The organism is Mycobacterium sp. Dal123C01 (assembly GCF_052566995.1).
The window spans coordinates 2,377,741-2,395,360 of sequence record NZ_CP199580.1 but is presented as its reverse complement, the minus strand read 5'-3'; the positions used below and the strand labels follow the sequence as shown (position 1 = coordinate 2,395,360).

Sequence of the window (17,620 nt, the reverse complement as noted above, 5' to 3'; positions counted from 1 at the left end):
TGTTGTGCCCCAGACCACCACGTAGACAGGGAATTGGCTTTGACTTCCCCGCACGGCGCCACCGATCGTCCGTTCGCGATCTTCGTCTGTACCGCGTGTGCGGCCGAGCGTGACCTGTCGATCGTCGACGAACTACGTCCGACCATCCGACGCTGCGCGCGTGCCATGCTCGTTTCCGCGGCATGCATGCTCGGGCCGCTGAGCTGCGCCGCTCGGCCGACGGGATGCGGCGTGATGGCCCTGCTGCAACCTTGCACAGACAATCAGGTGGCTTGCGGACGGCCCTGGTGGATCGGCCCTATCACCAACAGCGTTGACGCGGCGGCCCTTCGGGATTGGGTAGAGCTGGGGCAATGGGAAGACGTCCCGCTGCCGGGGCAGCTCTGCAAGCATCATCTCTGGACTCACAAAGCAAGGCAAAGCAATTGAGACCCGCTAGTTGCGTTCAGGCACAATCGCTTTCACGATCGAGCACGGCATGGTGGTCCATCGTCAGCGGTTGTGGCGTTGAAATAGAAAAGTCAAGTTGCGTCGCCGATTAGTGAATCCGCTTGCGAAGGTGAAGCCGTCAGTTTGGTGAAAGAGGTGTCCTTCGAACAGGACCGCCCGGTTCGCACGATAGGGAACGACCGTCGGCTCAGCCTGTTGATCCCGGAGGAACTGCCTGACTCGGTCTCCTCCGGAGTTGTAGTCGTCGAAGCTCCAATCCTTCGGCGCCCGTTGGTTCCACACTTTGATGCCGCCCGTAGTCGGGTCGAGGTTCGCGGAATCGGGGGTGATCCACAGGTTCAAGGTGACGTCGGCATCATCAGCGTGGATATCGGTTCCTGGCAGCTTCGCATCGTAGGCAAATCCCCACCATTGCGATAAGCGATGGCCATCCAGTAATTCGCCGAGGGTTGTTTGAAGTTCCTCAGCGATGGCGAAAAGCGAGATGCTGGCGAATCCATCTTCGGGAAACGCGCCCATATAACCGAATTGGTATGGGTGGCGCCACACCGTGGACTCCAGGCAGAACTTCTGCACTTGATCTAACGCGGATGGGGTAAGGAAGTCGTCGATGACCTGTATCTTCTGTCCGCCGGTCAAGAAGGCTTCTTGTATCTGTCCGTAATTGACATCCGGGTTCAGGTAGCGTGCCAGCTTCTGCTCAGCAACCCGTACGTACGGCAGGTCGGCGAGAATCCGACCGTTGCTGCCCCGGACGGACACCGACGACGGTTTGGTTTTTGCTCGGTCGATGATGTCCGTGAGCTGACGGCGAAGGCCATGAATTTCCTGGGCTGAGATGTCTGGGAATGCGTGCACGTCGTCAGAACCGATGGCCAGCAGGTGGTCAAGTTGTTCAATATTGTGCAAGGCGAAGTGCGCTGGAATCGAATACTCCTCCGGCGGATGCTCTTGACGACGTAGCTCGGCCGCGGCGACGAAATCTGATAGGGCGGCGGGGTAACGCGCCAAAGCCACATTGACCCGCGCAAGCAGCGCCCTGGCCGGTGCCGAGGATGGTTCCGATTGCACCGCGACCGAAACGTGGCGAAGTGCTGACTCATGTTCTCCGAGTTCGAGATACGACGAAGCAAGCAGGCACAGCGCTTCAAAAGTAGGCTCCTGCTCGACGATCTGCTGCAGCACCTCGACTGCCGACGCAAAGTTCCCGCAGCGCATCAAACGCTCGACTTCGGGAAGGGTCACGGACGCGACGTTACGACTACTGGCCCGTCCCGGCCAGCCCGCAGGCGAAACGCGCCTCCAGAGCGCCTATCCTTCACGGATCAGGTGCCGCCGGATTATCTGAAAGGTCAATGATGACTGAGGCTTACGTCCTAGGTGGAGTGCGCACACCGTTCACCCGCTACGGCGGCACGTTATCGGGTATCCGCACCGACGAGCTGCTGGGCATGACCATGAAAGGCGCCTGCGAACGCGTCGGAGTGCCTATGGACGCCGTGGAAGACATCGTCGCCGGCTGCGTGAACCCCGCGCACGAAGGAATGGGTGACATCGCCCGCTGGGCCGCATTGGCGGTGGGATTCCCCGACAGCGTCGCCGGAGCAACGCTTAATCGGTACTGCGGCTCGTCGCTCAGTGCCTTGGCGAGCATCAGTCATTCCATCAAAGCCGGCGATCTGGGCGTAGGAATCGCCTGCGGTGTCGAATCGATGTCACGGTCGGGGTGGGCGCTGATGAAAGGCGACGCACCGTTCAGCCCACGGGGCCCGGTGCTCATGCTCGACACCATGTGGGCCGGCGGAGGGGGACCACCCAACCCGGCCCTGCTCGCCCGCAACGCTTACATCGGCATGATCGAGACGGCACAAAACGTCGCCGACCGTTACTCGCTGACCCGCGAGGAGATAGACGCTTTCGCGCTACGGTCCCAGCAGCATGCCAAAGCCGCACGCGACCGCGGCCGGTTCGCCAAAGAGATCATGAGCGTGCCCATCCCGGCGACGAAAAAGACCCCCGCACGGCTGGCTGAGCATGACGAATTCATCCGCGATGACACCACTGCCGAAACACTTGCCGCGCTGCCCGTCCAACCGGGCACCACCCAGATGACCGCAGCCAACTCCACTCCGCTGACCGACGGCGCGAGCGCGGTCGTCGTCGCCTCCGGCGAAAGAGCAGCCGAACTCGGAGTGAAACCACTGGCCCGGGTGGTGTCCAGCGCCGTCTACGGGATCGACCCACTTGTGATGGGACTGGCGCCCGCGTGGGCCATTCCGATGGCGATCCGCCGAGCAGGTCTGACCCCTGAGCAGATCGACGTATGGGAAGTCCATGAAGCATTCAGCGCCCAGGCCCTCGGTGTCTTGCGCGAACTCCCCAACCAGCTCGACGGTTTCGTGATTCCCGACGACAAGCTGACGCCCAACGGCGGCGCCGTCGCGATAGGACATCCGTTCGGCGCCACCGGAACCCGCTACGTGCTCACGTTGGCCACCGAACTGCGTGAGCGCGGCGCCCGCTACGGCGTCATCGGAGTATGCATCGGATCCGGCCAGGGCGTCTCCGTCGTGCTGGAAAACCCCAGCGCCGCGTAGCGGCGCGGGAAGGTCAGATCGGCATCCGATAGCCGTAGAACTCGTGGTCTTCGTTGTACCCGCCTTGCCCGAACCCGAGGTGGGCGAAACTGTCCACGAACTCGATTGCTTCGATCCACTTGACCTGTTTGAAGCCGATCTCGCGCTCATTTCGCAGCCGCAGCGGCGCACCATGGGCTTCGTTGAGCGGCTCGCCATTCATCTCGTAGGCAAGCAGACACGTCGGTTCACTCATGTGCTGGATCTTGTGGCAGTCGTAGTACCGGCCTTCTTGTGTCCCGCCGGCACCGTCGGCGAAGGAGTAGAACACCACCCAGCGAGCCGACGGCTGGGGGTGCACCATCTCGAGAATGTCCGACATGCGGACGCCTCCCCATTTGGCGACACCGGACCACCCTTGAATGCAGTAGTGCTGGGTGATTTTTTCGTGTTTGGGCAGGGCACGAAGTTCGTCGTAGGTCAGCGTGACTGAATTCTCCACGAGCCCTTCGATTCTCAGTGAATAGCCCTTCCAGTGATCGGCTTGCAAACGCCGATAATCACCGGAGGTCGGCAGCGTGCCGTTGGGCCAGAGGTAGGGCGAAATGTCTTTCTCAGAATAGGTGGCGTTGGGGTGGAGTCGTTCCAGGATGTCCTTCAGCCATCCCACGGTCCAGCGACCGACTATCTGGACGACACCGGGGTAACGCAGCGTGAGGGGAGACGCACTTAACCACATGCCGGTGATGACGACCATCGCCACGATGTAGATCAGCAAGGGCCAGTAGGATTTTGTGTCGGTACCCAACACGATGTGGTTCAGGTTCGGAACGAGTCCGGTGGTGAACACCATCAATGTGTGGACAAAGATGAAGAACACCATCCACACCAGAATCGCGAAATGAGCGGTCCGCGCGACCTGGCGATTGAAAACGCCCCGCCCGAAACCGAACCGCGCGGCAATCGCCGGCGCCTGCAATAGTCCCGTGAGGAATGCCAACGGCGCGGCGACGAAGACGGTGGTGAAGTAGGCGGTGATCTGCATCCCGTTGTAATTCGTGAAACCCGCGTTTGACGGGAAATCAAGCGATGCGTACTGAACAGCTGTGGAGAGCGCATTGGGGAAGACATCCCAAGATCGGGGGACAATCCGGCGCCACTGGCCAGTCGCGAACAGGAGAACGTAAAAGACAAGGCCATTCACCAGCCATAAGAGATCGAAGCTGAAGTGCCACCACCGCGCCAGCCCGATCGTGTGCCGAATGCCAGGAATGCCAAGCCATTTCGGCAGGGCAACCGCATCATCCTTCGCCGTCCACACGCGCGCGGCATCCTCTTGGTCCATGCGGTCCGCCGGAACCGGATCGCGCATTCTGAACCATTCAGTTCCGGGGCGGCAGCCTGAATTGAGATACAGCCGTGGATGATCCGCGAGAATCTGCATCCCCGCCCGAATGATGAACATCATGAAAATGATGTTGAACAGATGCTGCCAACGCAGCCATGCCGGAAATCCGGAGGTGACCGGCGGCGCATACGCTGTCGAGGTTCCCGGATAGGTCTCGATGAAGTTCTGCATCCAGCCGTACTGACGGAGCTGCTGCGCCAGCGCGATCGCGACAACGAGCCCGGCCACACCGATAGGGATCAGCCACAGCGTATTGACCCAGCGCCGGTTGACCCGAATCGCCGGCACCCTCGCGTGCTCCTGGATTATCCCGCCGGCCCAGTCCTCGAGATCGACGGAGCGCTTCAGGACGGGTGGGCGGCCACGCTGGTCGAGCAACGACTCCGGGCGAGTGTGGGCAGCCGCACGGCTATCGGACTGCGGATCGCCGGTCATACCCGACAAGTTACGGCTCAGCTCGGGTTCGCGCAGCTGAACGCGCCTGGGCATCCCGTGTGCGCTTGTGGCGCTAACTCCAGAGCGTGACGTGAATCTTGGGGCGAAACCTCGTCACCCCGACCCCGCTGCCCCGGATCATCGCCTGGATACACCTCGGAGTGGTGATGAACCTGACCAGTTCGGACACGGCAGGCTGACGGGCCGACGGTGGCAGAGTCGCGACACACCACTCGCCCGACTTGTCCAGCCCGGGCCCCGAAACGTGCGTCAACCGCCCGGCGGCCAGGTCTTTGGCGATCGCGAAACCGATGGTCAACGTGACGCCCCCAACCCGCTGAACCTCCTCGAGCGCGGCGGCCTCGCTTTGAAAGATTCGCTGCTGTGATTCCGGAATTGCCAAGCCACGCAACATGGTTGCGATCTCGCCGCCCACGCTGCCGGCTGACGGTCCGAGCATCCACTGCTGCTGTCGCAGCAGCCCGGGCGTTGGAACACCCACGACCAGTGGGCTATTCGGAGCCGCGACGGTGATGACCTGATATTTCAGAAAGGGCCGCACGAAGATCGAATCGTCAGACACGAAAGAGCTTTCACTTGCCGGGCCGATCGCGATGTCAACGGCGCGCGAACTAATCAGGTCGCGGAATCGGCTCGTCGGGTGCACGCTCAACTCAACAGACAGGTCGTCGGCCCGCGACGAGAAGAGCTCGATCAGGCCCGGCGCGGCGTGTTCGGCGAAGGCACTGGATGCCGCGATCCGCAGCAGCCGACGCCCGTGGGCGGCCTCGGTGACCTCTATCGCCGTTTGCTGTTGCAGTCCCAGGATCTCGACTGCGCGGCTTGCCAGCCGGAGTCCGCCGGGCGTGAACGCCAGTCCGGCACCCGTCTTGGTGAACAACGGGTCGTCAAGCTCCTTGCGCAGCGCTGCCACGTGCATCGAGACTCCGGCATCGGATACGCCCAGTTCCGCGGCGGCGCCCCGAACCGAACCCAAACGGACCACCGCCGAATAGGCCCGAAGTTGAGCCGGAGTCATGAATATGAGCCTACTTTGGGATACGTGCGTGACGTGCTTGCCGAGCTGATGTCTATCTGGCGCGCCGGTGACACCGCGGGCCTCGGAACGGTGGTGCGGACCTTCCACTCGGCGCCTCGGCCACCCGGAGCCTCGATGCTGGTAGCTCCGGACGGTTCCGTGAGCGGATCAGTTTCGGGTGGCTGTGTCGAAGGCGCCGTCTACGAAGTGGCCACCGAGGTGGCGCAAACCGGGACGCGACGACTGGAACGCTATGGGGTCAGCGACGGCGATGCGTTCGCGGTCGGGCTAACCTGCGGCGGCATCATCGACATCTTCGTCGAATCGGTATCGCGGGCGACCTTCCCCGACCTTGATGAAGTAGCCGACGACGTCAGCAACCACCGTGCGGTAGCTGTCGCGACCGTCATCGCCCACCCTGATGCGCAGTGGATTGGCCGCAGGCTGGTCATCCGGCCGGAGGCGGTGGCGGGATCGCTGGGTTCGGCCCGCGCCGACGCCGCGGTCACCGACGACGCGCGCGGATTGCTCGCGGTAGGCCGCAGCGACGTCCTCAACTACGGATCCGACGGCCAGCGGCTGGGCGACGGCATGGAGGTCTTCGTGTCCAGCTATGCACCGCGCCCGCGGATGCTGGTGTTCGGCGCCATCGACTTCGCAGCCGCCCTCGCCCAGCAGGGATCATTCCTTGGCTATCGAGTCACCGTCTGCGACGCCCGCCCGGTGTTCGCCACCCGAACACGTTTTCCGACCGCCGACGAGGTCGTCGTCGACTGGCCGCACCGGTATCTGGCTGCTCAGGCGGAATCGGGCACCGTCGACGAGACCACGGTGGTCTGTGTGCTCACCCATGATCCGAAGTTCGACGTCCCGGTGCTCGAGCTGGCGCTGCGCTTGCCGCACATCGGATATGTGGGGGCGATGGGGTCGCGCCGGACTCACGACGACCGGATGGGCCGGTTGCGAGCAGCGGGGCTGACCGAGGCCGAGCTGAGCAGATTGTCCAGCCCGATCGGACTCGACCTCGGTGCCCGCACCCCGGAGGAAACGGCGGTCTCCATCGCGGCCGACATCATCGCCCGGCGGTGGGGCGGCGGAGGCCGCCCGCTGGCCGAAATCGTGGGGCGAATCCACCATGAAGCGCAGGTAGAGGGCGAGTTAAAGGATCACTTAACTCGATATTGACGCCGGGGCTCGCGACGGCCCACACTGGGCTCCCCTTCGCTAGTGAGGTGCATCACATGCAGGTGCCCGGGCCCTTCGAATACGAACGCGCGACGAGCGTCGATCATGCGATCGGATTATTGGATCGGTTGGGGGACGGCGCGCGGGTAGTCGCCGGCGGGCACAGCCTGCTGCCGATGATGAAGCTGCGGATCGCCAACCCTGAATACCTCGTCGACATCAACGACCTCGAGCTCGAGCTCGGATACGTGATCACTGATCCGACCCTGGTTCGAATCGGCGCCATGACCCGCCACCGCGAGCTGCTGGAGTCGGACACGCTGGCCGCGGTGTGCCCCATCTTCCCTGACGCCGAGCGGGTGATCGCCGACCCGGTGGTGCGCAATCGCGGCACCCTGGGCGGTTCACTCTGCCAAGCGGATCCGGCCGAGGATCTGACGACCGTGTGCCTTGTGCTCGATGCGGTGTGCCTGGCACGGGGGCCATCAGGTGAGCGCGAGATACCGATCGACGACTTCCTCGCTGGGCCGTACGAGACCACCCTTGCCTACAACGAGATGCTCATCGAAGTCCGAATACCCTTGCGGCACCATACCTCTAGCGCCTACGCGAAAGTAGAACGGCGAGTTGGCGACTGGGCGGTCACGGCGGCGGGCGCAGCGATCACCCTCGACGGTGACGCGATAGCGGCCGCCCGGGTGGGCCTGACCGCGGTCAATCCCGACCCGGCGGCACTGGCCGAGCTCGCCGCGGACCTGGTCGGACAGCCGGCCACCGAAGAGGTCTTCGCCGAGGCGGGCCGCCGGGCCGGTGAAGCCTGCGAACCCGTCACCGACGTCCGCGGCACCGCCGAGTACAAGCGACATCTGGCCAGCGAACTGACAATCCGCACGCTGCGCACCGCTGCCCAGCGGGTGCGCGACCAAAGGAGTTAGTGGCGATCGCAAGCGCGGCGTAGCCGGGCACAGCGGGTCGCCACAAGAAAGGAATTGAGCGCCCATGCAAGTGAATATGACCGTCAACGGCGAACAGGTGACCGGCGAAGTCGAACCACGGATGCTGCTGGTGCACTTTCTACGGGATCAGTTGCGGCTCACCGGTACTCACTGGGGCTGTGACACCAGCAACTGCGGAACGTGCGTGGTCGATGTCGACGGCGTGCCGGTCAAGTCCTGCACGATGCTCGCGGTGATGGCATCCGGGCACAGCGTGCGGACCGTAGAAGGGCTAGCGGGGTCGGACGGTTCTCTCGACCCGGTGCAGGAAGGGTTCATGCAGTGTCACGGGCTGCAATGCGGGTTCTGCACACCGGGAATGCTGATCACCGCCCGGGCCCTGCTCGACCGCAACCCGGACCCCGACGAGGACACGATCCGGGAGGCGATCTCCGGCCAGATCTGCCGGTGCACCGGATACACCACCATCGTGCGCTCCATCCAGTGGGCCGCACGCAACGCAACACCGGCGACAACCTCATGACCACCATCAAGGAGGGGGCAAACCGTCCGCCCTCACCCGAAGACACCGCCGACAACGATCAAAAACCGTGCGGGCACGGCCGAATGCTGCGCAAAGAGGACCCCCGATTCATCCGGGGCCGCGGCAAATACGTCGACGACGTCGTGCTGCCGGGCATGCTGCACCTGGCGATCTTGCGCTCGCCCTACGCGCACGCCCGCATTATCAGCGTCGATGTGACTGCGGCCCTTGCGCATCCGAAAGTCAAAGCAGTGGTGACCGGCGCCGACCTGGCCGAGAAGGGCCTGGCCTGGATGCCGACGCTGTCCAATGACGTGCAGGCCGTGCTGGCCACCGACAAGGTGCGCTTCCAGGGGCAGGAAGTCGCGTTTGTCGTTGCCGAAGACCGGTACTCGGCCCGCGACGCGCTGGAGTTGATCGACGTCGAGTACGACCCGCTGGACCCCGTCGTGGATGTCCGCACCGCGCTCGACCCCTCGGCCGCGGTGATCCGCACCGATCTCGAAGGCAAGACCGACAACCACTGTTTCGATTGGGAAACCGGCGACGCGGCGGCTACCGAAGCCACGTTCGCGAAAGCCGACGTGATCGTCACGCAGGAGATCGTCTACCCGCGGGTGCACCCCGCGCCGATGGAAACCTGTGGCGCGGTAGCCGATCTGGACCCGATCAGCGGAAAGCTGACACTGTGGTCCACCAGCCAGGCACCGCACGCGCACCGCACGCTGTACGCATTGGTCGCCGGCCTGCCCGAACACAAGATCCAGGTGATCTCCCCCGACATCGGCGGTGGCTTCGGCAATAAGGTGCCGATCTATCCCGGTTATGTCTGCGCGATCGTCGGCTCGCTGGTGCTGGGCAAGCCGGTGAAGTGGATGGAGGACCGCAGCGAGAACCTGACCTCGACGGGCTTCGCGCGCGACTACATCATGGTCGGCGAGATCGCCGCCACCAAAGAGGGCAAGATTCTGGCGATCCGGTCCAACGTGTTGGCCGACCACGGCGCGTTCAACGGCACGGCGGCCCCGGTGAAGTACCCGGCCGGCTTCTTCGGAGTGTTCACCGGGAGCTATGACATCGAGGCCGCCTACTGTCACATGACCGCTGTGTACACCAACAAGGCGCCCGGCGGCGTGGCCTACGCGTGCTCGTTCCGGATCACCGAGGCCGTGTACTTCGTCGAACGGCTGGTGGACTGCCTGGCCTTCGATCTGAAGATGGACCCCGCCGAGTTGCGGCTGCGAAACCTGCTGCGGCCCGAGCAATTTCCCTACAAGAGTAAGACCGGCTGGCTTTACGACTCGGGTGACTACGAGACCACCATGCGGCTGGCGATGGACATGATCGGCTACGACGCGCTGCGGGCCGAGCAAAAGGAGAAGCGCGAGCGCGGTGAACTGATGGGCATCGGGATGTCCTTCTTCACCGAGGCCGTCGGCGCCGGGCCCCGCAAGGACATGGACATCCTCGGCCTGGGCATGGCTGACGGGTGCGAGTTGCGCGTGCACCCGACGGGTAAAGCTGTTGTGCGGCTTTCGGTTCAGACGCAGGGCCAAGGTCACGAGACGACGTTCGCCCAAATCGTCGCCGAGGAGCTGGGCATCCCGCCTGACGACATCGACGTGGTGCACGGCGACACCGACCAGACGCCCTTCGGGTTGGGTACCTACGGCAGCCGGTCCACGCCGGTATCAGGTGCGGCCGCGGCCCTGGTGGCGCGCAAGGTCCGTGACAAAGCCAAGATCATCGCGTCGGGAATGCTCGAGGTCTCGGTGGCTGACTTGGAGTGGCAGAAGGGCTCCTTCCACGTCAAGGGTGACCCGTCGGCGTCGGTGACCATTCAGGACATCGCGATGCGCGCACACGGCGCAGGCGACCTGCCAGAAGGGCTCGAGGGCGGCCTGGACGCCCAGATCTGTTACAACCCGGAGAATCTCACCTACCCCTACGGCGCGTACTTCTGCGTGGTGGACATCGATCCGGGCACCGCGGTGGTCAAGGTGCGGCGCTTCCTGGCCGTCGATGACTGCGGCACCCGTATCAACCCGATGATCATCGAGGGCCAGGTGCACGGTGGCATCGTCGACGGTATCGGGATGGCGTTGATGGAGATGATCGCCTTCGACGAGGATGGCAACTGCCTGGGTGGGTCATTGATGGACTACCTGATCCCGACGGCGGTCGAGGTGCCGCACTTGGAAACCGGGCATACCGTCACACCGTCTCCGCATCACCCGATCGGCGCGAAGGGCGTCGGCGAATCGGCCACCGTCGGATCGCCGCCGGCAGTGGTCAACGCGGTAGTGGATGCGTTGGCGCCGTTCGGCGTTCGGCACGCCGATATGCCGTTGACACCGTCGCGGGTCTGGGAGGCCATGCAGGGCCGCGCCAGACCGCCGATCTAGCCTCAACGGTTCTAGAGATGACGATGACGATCAGCGAACGAGCTCAGCAACTGTTGGCCGCGCGGACACCGTTCGTGCACGCGACGGTGGTGCGGGCCCAGCAACCTACCTCGGCACGCGCCGGCGACGAGGCAATCCTGTTGGCGGACGGCACTATCGAGGGTTTCGTCGGCGGCGAATGCGCGCAGAACTCTGTCCGCAAGGCGGCGCTGGGTGTGCTGCAGGCCGGTGAAAGTGTGCTGCTGCGCGTGCTTCCCGACGGGGACGTTCACTTCCCCGACGCCCCCGGTGCCTGTGTGGTGGTCAACCCTTGCCTGTCCGGTGGATCGCTGGAAATCTTCCTGACACCGCAGCTGCCGGCTCCGCTGATCCGGATTTACGGGGCCACGCCTATTGCCGACGCGTTGATCGACCTGTGCGGCGTGCTGGGCTATGACGCCCGACGCGACACCGATCTGACCGACACCTCGGCGGTGGTGCTCGCCAGCCATGGCGGCTCAGAAGCCGAAATCATCCGCGCGGCCTTGGATAACGGGGTGGGGTATATCGGCTTGGTAGCGAGCAAGGTTCGCGGCGCCTCGATCCTGAACGAACTCGAGTTCTCCGATGCCGAGCGGGCCCGAATACACACCCCAGTCGGACTGCCCATCGGGGCCAAGACGCCGGCCGAGATCGCGGTGTCCATCGCCGCCGAACTCATTGCCGCCGTCCGCGACGGCAGCCTGGCACGTCCCGCCGTGAGCGCCGCCTCAGCCCAGGCGGTCGATCCGGTCTGCGGCATGACGGTGCCGATCGGACCGACCACCGAATATCTGGAACTGGGCGGTGTCGACTACTGGTTCTGCTGCCCGGGATGCCGGACCGCGTTCGCGGCCGGGAAGGCCGGCGTATGACCGCCCCGCGGATCACCGGCGTCGTGCTGGCCGCCGGAAGCTCTCGCCGGCTGGGGACGCCTAAACAGGTTCTGCCATACCGGGATACCACGGTGCTCGGGGCCACCCTGGACGTTGCCCGGGACGCCGGTTTTGATCAGCTGATTGTCACCCTCGGCGGGGCCGCGGAAGCGGTGCGTGCCGTGGTGCGCATGGACGGGGCCGACGTGGTGACCGTCGACGAGTACGGGAGCGGATGCTCGGCGTCGCTGCGGGTCGCGTTGGAACGGGTTGACCCACAAGCTGCCGGCATCGTGCTCATGCTCGGCGATCAACCGGATCTGGCTCCGGCAACGGTGCGACGGATAGTCGCTAGTGCGGCCGACGCCGAGGTGATCGTGTGCCGTTACGCCGATGGCATCGGGCATCCGTTCTGGTTCAGTCGCGATGTGTTCGATGAACTTTCGCAACTGCACGGCGACAAGGGAGTTTGGAAGCTGGTGCAGTCGGGCCGGTATCCGGTACGCGAGATCGCGGTGGCCGGCCCAGTGCCACTCGACGTCGACACCTGGGACGACTACCAGCGACTGCTGGAGTCGATCTCATCATGATTTTTGCAGACCCCGACGATGTGATCCGTCGGTTCGACACAAGGGACCACCTCCTCGACACCGGGACCGCGTCCGCGATCTATCTGGCGGTCACGCTCGGCAGGCCGTTACTGCTGGAAGGGGAGCCTGGTGTCGGGAAGACGACAGCAGCGAAAACCCTGGCGGCAGTGTTGGATACAGATTTGCTTAGGCTGCAGTGTTACGAGGGCCTGACCGCCAACGAAGCACTCTACGACTGGAACTACCAACGTCAGCTGCTGGCCATCCGGCTGGCCGAAGCGCGCGGCACCGGCACCTCCACGATCTCCGAAGCCGATCTCTATACCGAAACCTACCTCGTGAATCGACCCATTCTGCAGTGTGTGCGGCATCGCGGCCCGACTTCGCCGGTGTTGCTGATTGACGAAATCGACCGGGCCGACGATGAATTCGAGGCATTGCTGCTGGAATTCCTCGGTGAGTCCGCGGTGACCGTGCCCGAGCTGGGCACCTTCGTCGCCGAGCGTCCGCCGATCGCGATACTGACCTCCAACCGCAGTCGCGATCTGCATGACGCGCTGCGACGGCGTTGCCTGTATCACTGGATTGACTACCCCGAACCGGCTCGGGCGGCCGCAATCGTGCGCCGGACGGTACCCGGAGCGACGACGCCCTTGATCGAACATGCCACCCAATTCGTCGGTAGTGCACGCGATCTCGATCTGGACAAGCCGCCCGGAGTGGCCGAGACCATCGACTGGGTCGCCGCACTGGTGTCGCTCGGCGTAGCAGACCTTGCACCGGCCGATGCGGCCGAGTCGGCGCTGGCCAGCCTGGGGGCGCTGGCCAAGACCCCCGACGACCGCACCCTGATTCGCGACGCGTTTATTGAGTACAGCCCCACATGAGAGGACCCACAGTATGAAGATCGCCAACCAGTTCACCGTCAGCGCGCCAATCGATCGGGCCTGGGATGTGCTGTGCGACCTGGAACAGGTGATCCCGCTGATGCCGGGGGCGCAGCTGGTCGGTCACGAGGGCGACGACTACCTCGGCAAGGTCAAGGTCAAGGTCGGGCCCGTTACCAGCGAGTTCAGCGGCAAGGTGCGCTTCGTCGAACAAGACCGCGAGCAGCATCGCGCGGTCATCGACGGCAAAGGTAAGGAGTCTCGCGGTACCGGCAACGCGGCCGCTACGGTCACCGCCCGGTTGCAGGAGGCCGGGGACCGCACCAGCGTCACCGTTGACACCGATCTGAAGATCGTCGGCAAGCTGGCGCAGTTCGGCAGCGGCATGCTGCAGCAAGTATCGGAGAAGCTGCTGGGTCAGTTCGTGGAATCCCTGGAAGCCAAGCTCGCCGCCGAAAATGCCGGCAGCACAGCAAGTCCGGCCGATTCCGCAGAGGTGGCCAACGGCAACGAGCAGACTCCGGCCTGGCCGGTCAATCCCGTCCCGGGCACCAACCAAGGGCCGTTGGCCGACCCCAAGCCCATCGATCTGCTGGAGCTCGCCGGCGGTGGCCTAATCAAGAAATTCGGTGCCGCGGCGGGGGGGCTGGTCGCCGTGCTGGTGCTGATCTGGGTGCTGCGCAGACGCTCGTGAACACCCCGTTGCTGTTGCGCGGCGTCGATCTGGCGGCGTTCGCGTCAGCCCTGGCGGCGCGCTTGCGCAGCGCGGGAGTCTCGGTATCCGCAAGCGGCCAGGGCAGTTTCGTGCAGGCAATCCGACAGCTGGCGCCGCAAACCACGCCGGCGCTTTACTGGGCCGCCAGGCTCACTTTGGTCAACCGAATGGAAGACCTCACTGTCTTCGACGCGGTGATGCGCCAGGTTTTCGGGAGTATCCAACCCGGCGACACGCGAAGCCCAGAGTCAGTCCTGCCGATCGCCGGCCCCAAGACGCCCGCGCCACCCGCAGCGCGCATCGTGCAGCCCGCGAGCAGCCCATCCGATGCGGGCGCCGAAAAGCTCCCGTGGGTCACCCGGACGGTGCCCCACGGGGACGGCGCAGCAGACGCGGGTGTCCTGTTGCCTGACGTGCTACCCAGCCGCATCGCCGCATTGGCCGACGAGTCGTTCGACCAATTCGACCCCAAAGACCTCCGCCTTCTCGGTTCGTGGCTGGAGGCGTCAGTGCAGCGTTGGCCGTGGCGACGCAGCATGCGATTCGAATCCAACCCACACGGTAAGAGGATCGACCTGCGGGCGACGATGAACGCGTCGCGCAGGACCGGCTGGGAATCGGTGACGCTGGCGCGAACGCGACCTCGCCGAAGACCTCGGCGGGTCGTCCTGGTCTGCGACGTGAGCCGCTCGATGCAGCCCTACGCCGCGATTTATCTGCATTTGATGCGCGCGGCGGTGCTGCGGCAGGCAGGAATCCGCCCAGAAGTCTTCGCGTTTTCGACGTCACTAACCCGGCTCACCTCGGTGCTGTCCCACCGCTCGGCCGAGGTAGCGCTGGAACGCGCCAACGAGAAAGTCACCGACCGGTACAGCGGCACGTTCATCGGACGCAGTATCGCTGCCCTGCTGGACCCACCGCACGGCAATGCGCTGCGCGGTGCGGTGGTGATCGTTGCGTCTGACGGGTGGGACAGCGATCCCCCCGAGGTGCTCGGGCACGCGCTCGCCAGGGTGCGTCGGCGCGCCAAGTTGTTGGTCTGGCTCAATCCGCGCGCGGCGCACAGTGAATACCAGCCGCTGGCCGGCTCGATGGCGGCGGCGCTGCCTCATTGCGATCTGTTCCTGCCGGCAAACTCACTGACCGGTCTCCGAGAGTTGTTGTTGGCACTGGCCGCTTGGGAATCGACGCGATCAACCGCGCGCGTTCATTAAAGTGACTCCGATGAGTGACGCTCCGTCGAATGAGCGGATGATCGCCGGGGTCGCCGCGGCGTCAGTCTCGCTCGGGGTAGCCCAGCTGGTGGGCATCGCGTTCGGAGCGCGGGCCGATGCGCGTGCGGCGATCGGCTCCGTGGCCGTCGACGTGACACCGGGGCCCGTCAAAGAGTGGGCGATTCAGACCCTGGGCTCGCTGGACAAGCTTTTCCTGGCTGTCGTCGTTCTCGTAGCGATCGCCACGATCGCGGCCATCGCCGGGAGCCTCGAAACTCGGCGCCGCCCGGTCGGTAGCGCCGTGATCGTCGCGGCGGGCGTCCTCGGATGCACCGCGGTGCTGTCGCGGGCAGGGGCGACAGCACTGGATACCATCCCCACCGTCGCGGGCACCGTCTGCGGAGTGGCGGTGCTGCGCGTGCTCGCCCGTCGGTACTGGCCCGGCCTCAGCGACCCGGAAGACGCAGACGATCACGACGAGCCGGATGCCGGCAGGCGCAGGTTGGTGGTGTTCGGGCTACTCGGATTCGGCGCAGTGAGTGGCGTGGCGGGTGCGGTCATCACGCGGTTGGCGCATTCGGTGGCCGGTGATCGCAACACCTTCACACTTCCCCGGCCACGCATCTCGGCGCCGCCGATACCTGCCGACGTACAACCGAAAGGCATTGCGCTACCCAGCTTTATCACCCCGAGTGGCGACTTCTACCGGGTGGACACCGCGCTTACGGTTCCCCAACTCAGCCACGGCGACTGGCGGCTGCGCATCCACGGCATGGTGGACCGCGAAGTCACCTACAGCTTCGAGGACCTCACTGGTTTCGACGTCGTCGAAATGGTGACGACGTTGACCTGCGTCTCGAATCCCGTTGGGGGCAATCTGATTTCGACGGGTACCTGGACCGGCTACCGGTTGGCTGATCTGCTGGCGGCCGCCCATGTGCACCCGGATGCCGATATGGTGCTGTCCACATCGATCGACGGGTTCACCGCCGGCACACCGGTGGAGGCGCTCATCGATGGCCGCGACGCACTGCTGGCGGTCGGCCTCAACGGGCAGCCGCTGCCGATCGAGCACGGCTACCCCGCCCGGCTGGTAGTACCCGGGCTCTACGGCTATGTGTCGGCCACCAAGTGGGTCGTCGATCTGGAGCTGACCCGCTTCGACAAAGCAAAGGCCTACTGGACGCGGATGGGCTGGGCGCCGCGCGCACCGATCAAGACCGAGTCGCGCGTCGACGTGCCGAAAGGCGGTCAGCCGGTGGCGGTGGGTCCGGTGGTATTCGGCGGTGTCGCGTGGGCTCAGAATCGTGGCGTGCGGGCCGTCGAGGTCCGCATCGGTGATGGCGGGTGGCAGCCCGCCGAACTGGGCGCGAGCTACTCGAACCAGACGTGGCGGTTATGGAGCTTCCCTTGGCAAGCGAAAAACCCTGGGAGACAGACCATTACCGTGCGCGCCACCGATAATACCGGCGCCGTTCAAACTGCGGACCAGGTTGGCAGCGTCCCCGACGGCGCCACCGGCTGGCACACGGTGGAGTTCACCGTGGCCCAGACCTGAAGCACTATCTCGACGAGATTTTCCGCCAACTGAATACCGCGATCACGATGCCGACCACCACCGTGATCGGACCGATGATGGACCAGGTGGTGGTGTTACTCATCGGACTACCAAGAAGCACTCCGAATCCCTGCAGCGCCCAGATCAGGCCGAACACTGCAAGGAGCACCCCGAGTGCGAGCGTGACGACGAAAGTCCTGTTCATATGAGAAGCCTAGGCGCTGATGGGGAACGTCAGGAGTCTCGCGAATTGCCACGGGGGGCCAGCGCGTTCCGCATTGATCGCTGTGCGAGCGTGACGAGATGAATCATGCAACCCGCAAAGATGGCGGTCGCCGACAGTTACAGGTGACTCTGGGAGCACTCGGCGCCATTCCGATCGCTTCGGGGCTGGCCGGGATGCTGGTCGGACCGGCGGCACTTCCCCGCGACGACAGCAGGGTAGAAGCGTCCCTCGATAGTGAGTATCGCTTCGCCAACGCATTCTGGTTCGCCGCCGGACCAGTGCTCTGGTCCCTGCTGCCGCGGATCGAGCGAGAATCGACCGCGTTCCGACTGGTCGGCGCCACCACATTCGTCGGCGGCTTGGCCCGGCTGATTTCGTGGCGCAAAACGAGTCGTCCGCACCCGACCTTCGTGGCGGCGATCGGACTCGAGCTGATCGGCATGCCTGCCCTGCTGGCCTGGCAACGTCACGTCTGCGAGATGGCTCGCATCAACGGCGAGACTGCCGGGGCACACCCCGGATAACAGCAGCAGCCGTTCGGGTTTGAGAATTTGGGGAGG

15 protein-coding genes and 1 pseudogene are annotated in these 17,620 nt (G+C 64.6%); 12 read left to right on the top strand and 4 right to left on the bottom strand.

Translation table 11 applies throughout. The features are described from left to right. Positions 1 to 492: 492 nt before the first annotated feature. Positions 493 to 1,695 (bottom strand): tetratricopeptide repeat protein, encoded by a 1,203-nt coding sequence (locus ACTXG5_RS11535; protein WP_445163774.1) that lies wholly within the window; start codon positions 1,693 to 1,695, stop codon positions 493 to 495. Positions 1,696 to 1,808: 113 nt separating this feature from the next. On the opposite strand from ACTXG5_RS11535, the gene ACTXG5_RS11530 reads away from it, so the two are divergent. Further along, positions 1,809 to 3,047: a thiolase family protein gene (locus tag ACTXG5_RS11530; protein WP_445163773.1), complete on the top strand. Its 1,239-nt coding sequence runs from the start codon at positions 1,809 to 1,811 to the stop codon at positions 3,045 to 3,047. Positions 3,048 to 3,060: 13 nt separating this feature from the next. On the opposite strand, the gene ACTXG5_RS11525 is transcribed toward ACTXG5_RS11530, so the two are convergent. Together ACTXG5_RS11525 and ACTXG5_RS11520 are read right to left on the bottom strand one after the other, a co-directional pair. Further along, entirely contained in the window at positions 3,061 to 4,869 is a 1,809-nt protein-coding gene (locus tag ACTXG5_RS11525) for a molybdopterin-dependent oxidoreductase (protein WP_445163772.1), read from the bottom strand. A 73-nt stretch (positions 4,870 to 4,942) separates the two neighbouring features. Next, the gene (locus tag ACTXG5_RS11520) at positions 4,943 to 5,908 is read right to left on the bottom strand and encodes a LysR family transcriptional regulator (RefSeq protein WP_445163771.1); all 966 of its coding nucleotides are present in this window, start codon (positions 5,906 to 5,908) and stop codon (positions 4,943 to 4,945) included. A 24-nt stretch (positions 5,909 to 5,932) separates the two neighbouring features. Here ACTXG5_RS11520 and ACTXG5_RS11515 point away from each other — a divergent pair, with 24 nt between their 5' ends. From ACTXG5_RS11515 to ACTXG5_RS11470, 10 genes and pseudogenes are all read left to right on the top strand, one after another. Beyond that, positions 5,933 to 7,093: an XdhC family protein gene (locus ACTXG5_RS11515; RefSeq protein WP_445163770.1), complete on the top strand. Its 1,161-nt coding sequence runs from the start codon at positions 5,933 to 5,935 to the stop codon at positions 7,091 to 7,093. Between the two features lie 56 nt (positions 7,094 to 7,149). Further along, a complete protein-coding gene (locus ACTXG5_RS11510) occupies positions 7,150 to 8,028 on the top strand; it encodes an FAD binding domain-containing protein (protein ID WP_445163769.1) in 879 nt (292 codons plus the stop codon). A gap of 64 nt (positions 8,029 to 8,092) precedes the next feature. Further along, complete coding sequence (locus ACTXG5_RS11505) at positions 8,093 to 8,572, top strand: (2Fe-2S)-binding protein (RefSeq protein ID WP_445163768.1); 480 nt, start codon at positions 8,093 to 8,095, stop codon at positions 8,570 to 8,572. Then, on the top strand, positions 8,569 to 10,977 hold the full coding sequence (locus ACTXG5_RS11500) for an aerobic carbon-monoxide dehydrogenase large subunit (RefSeq protein WP_445164370.1): 2,409 nt from the start codon (positions 8,569 to 8,571) through the stop codon (positions 10,975 to 10,977). Before ACTXG5_RS11505 ends, ACTXG5_RS11500 begins: the two co-directional genes overlap by 4 nt. Before the next feature lie 23 nt (positions 10,978 to 11,000). After that, positions 11,001 to 11,738 (top strand): annotated as a pseudogene (locus ACTXG5_RS11495) (XdhC family protein); the annotation flags it as partial. Between the two features lie 128 nt (positions 11,739 to 11,866). Further along, positions 11,867 to 12,460, top strand: a complete 594-nt coding sequence (locus tag ACTXG5_RS11490) for a nucleotidyltransferase family protein (RefSeq protein ID WP_445163767.1) — start codon at positions 11,867 to 11,869, stop codon at positions 12,458 to 12,460. Then, on the top strand, positions 12,457 to 13,347 hold the full coding sequence (locus ACTXG5_RS11485) for an AAA family ATPase (protein WP_445163766.1): 891 nt from the start codon (positions 12,457 to 12,459) through the stop codon (positions 13,345 to 13,347). The genes ACTXG5_RS11490 and ACTXG5_RS11485 overlap by 4 nt, the downstream gene beginning before the upstream one ends. A gap of 13 nt (positions 13,348 to 13,360) precedes the next feature. Further along, positions 13,361 to 14,041: an SRPBCC family protein gene (locus ACTXG5_RS11480; protein WP_445163765.1), complete on the top strand. Its 681-nt coding sequence runs from the start codon at positions 13,361 to 13,363 to the stop codon at positions 14,039 to 14,041. Continuing rightward, the gene (locus ACTXG5_RS11475) at positions 14,038 to 15,276 is read left to right on the top strand and encodes a vWA domain-containing protein (RefSeq protein ID WP_445163764.1); all 1,239 of its coding nucleotides are present in this window, start codon (positions 14,038 to 14,040) and stop codon (positions 15,274 to 15,276) included. Before ACTXG5_RS11480 ends, ACTXG5_RS11475 begins: the two co-directional genes overlap by 4 nt. Positions 15,277 to 15,286: 10 nt before the next feature. Continuing rightward, positions 15,287 to 16,834, top strand: a complete 1,548-nt coding sequence (locus ACTXG5_RS11470; RefSeq protein WP_445163763.1) for a molybdopterin-dependent oxidoreductase — start codon at positions 15,287 to 15,289, stop codon at positions 16,832 to 16,834. Between the two features lie 4 nt (positions 16,835 to 16,838). Here the strand turns inward: ACTXG5_RS11470 and ACTXG5_RS11465 are convergent, their stop codons facing one another. Next, a complete protein-coding gene (locus ACTXG5_RS11465) occupies positions 16,839 to 17,039 on the bottom strand; it encodes a hypothetical protein (RefSeq protein WP_445163762.1) in 201 nt (66 codons plus the stop codon). A 98-nt stretch (positions 17,040 to 17,137) separates the two neighbouring features. On the opposite strand from ACTXG5_RS11465, the gene ACTXG5_RS11460 reads away from it, so the two are divergent. Next, positions 17,138 to 17,584, top strand: a complete 447-nt coding sequence (locus ACTXG5_RS11460) for a DUF4345 domain-containing protein (RefSeq protein ID WP_445163761.1) — start codon at positions 17,138 to 17,140, stop codon at positions 17,582 to 17,584. Positions 17,585 to 17,620 lie beyond the last annotated feature (36 nt).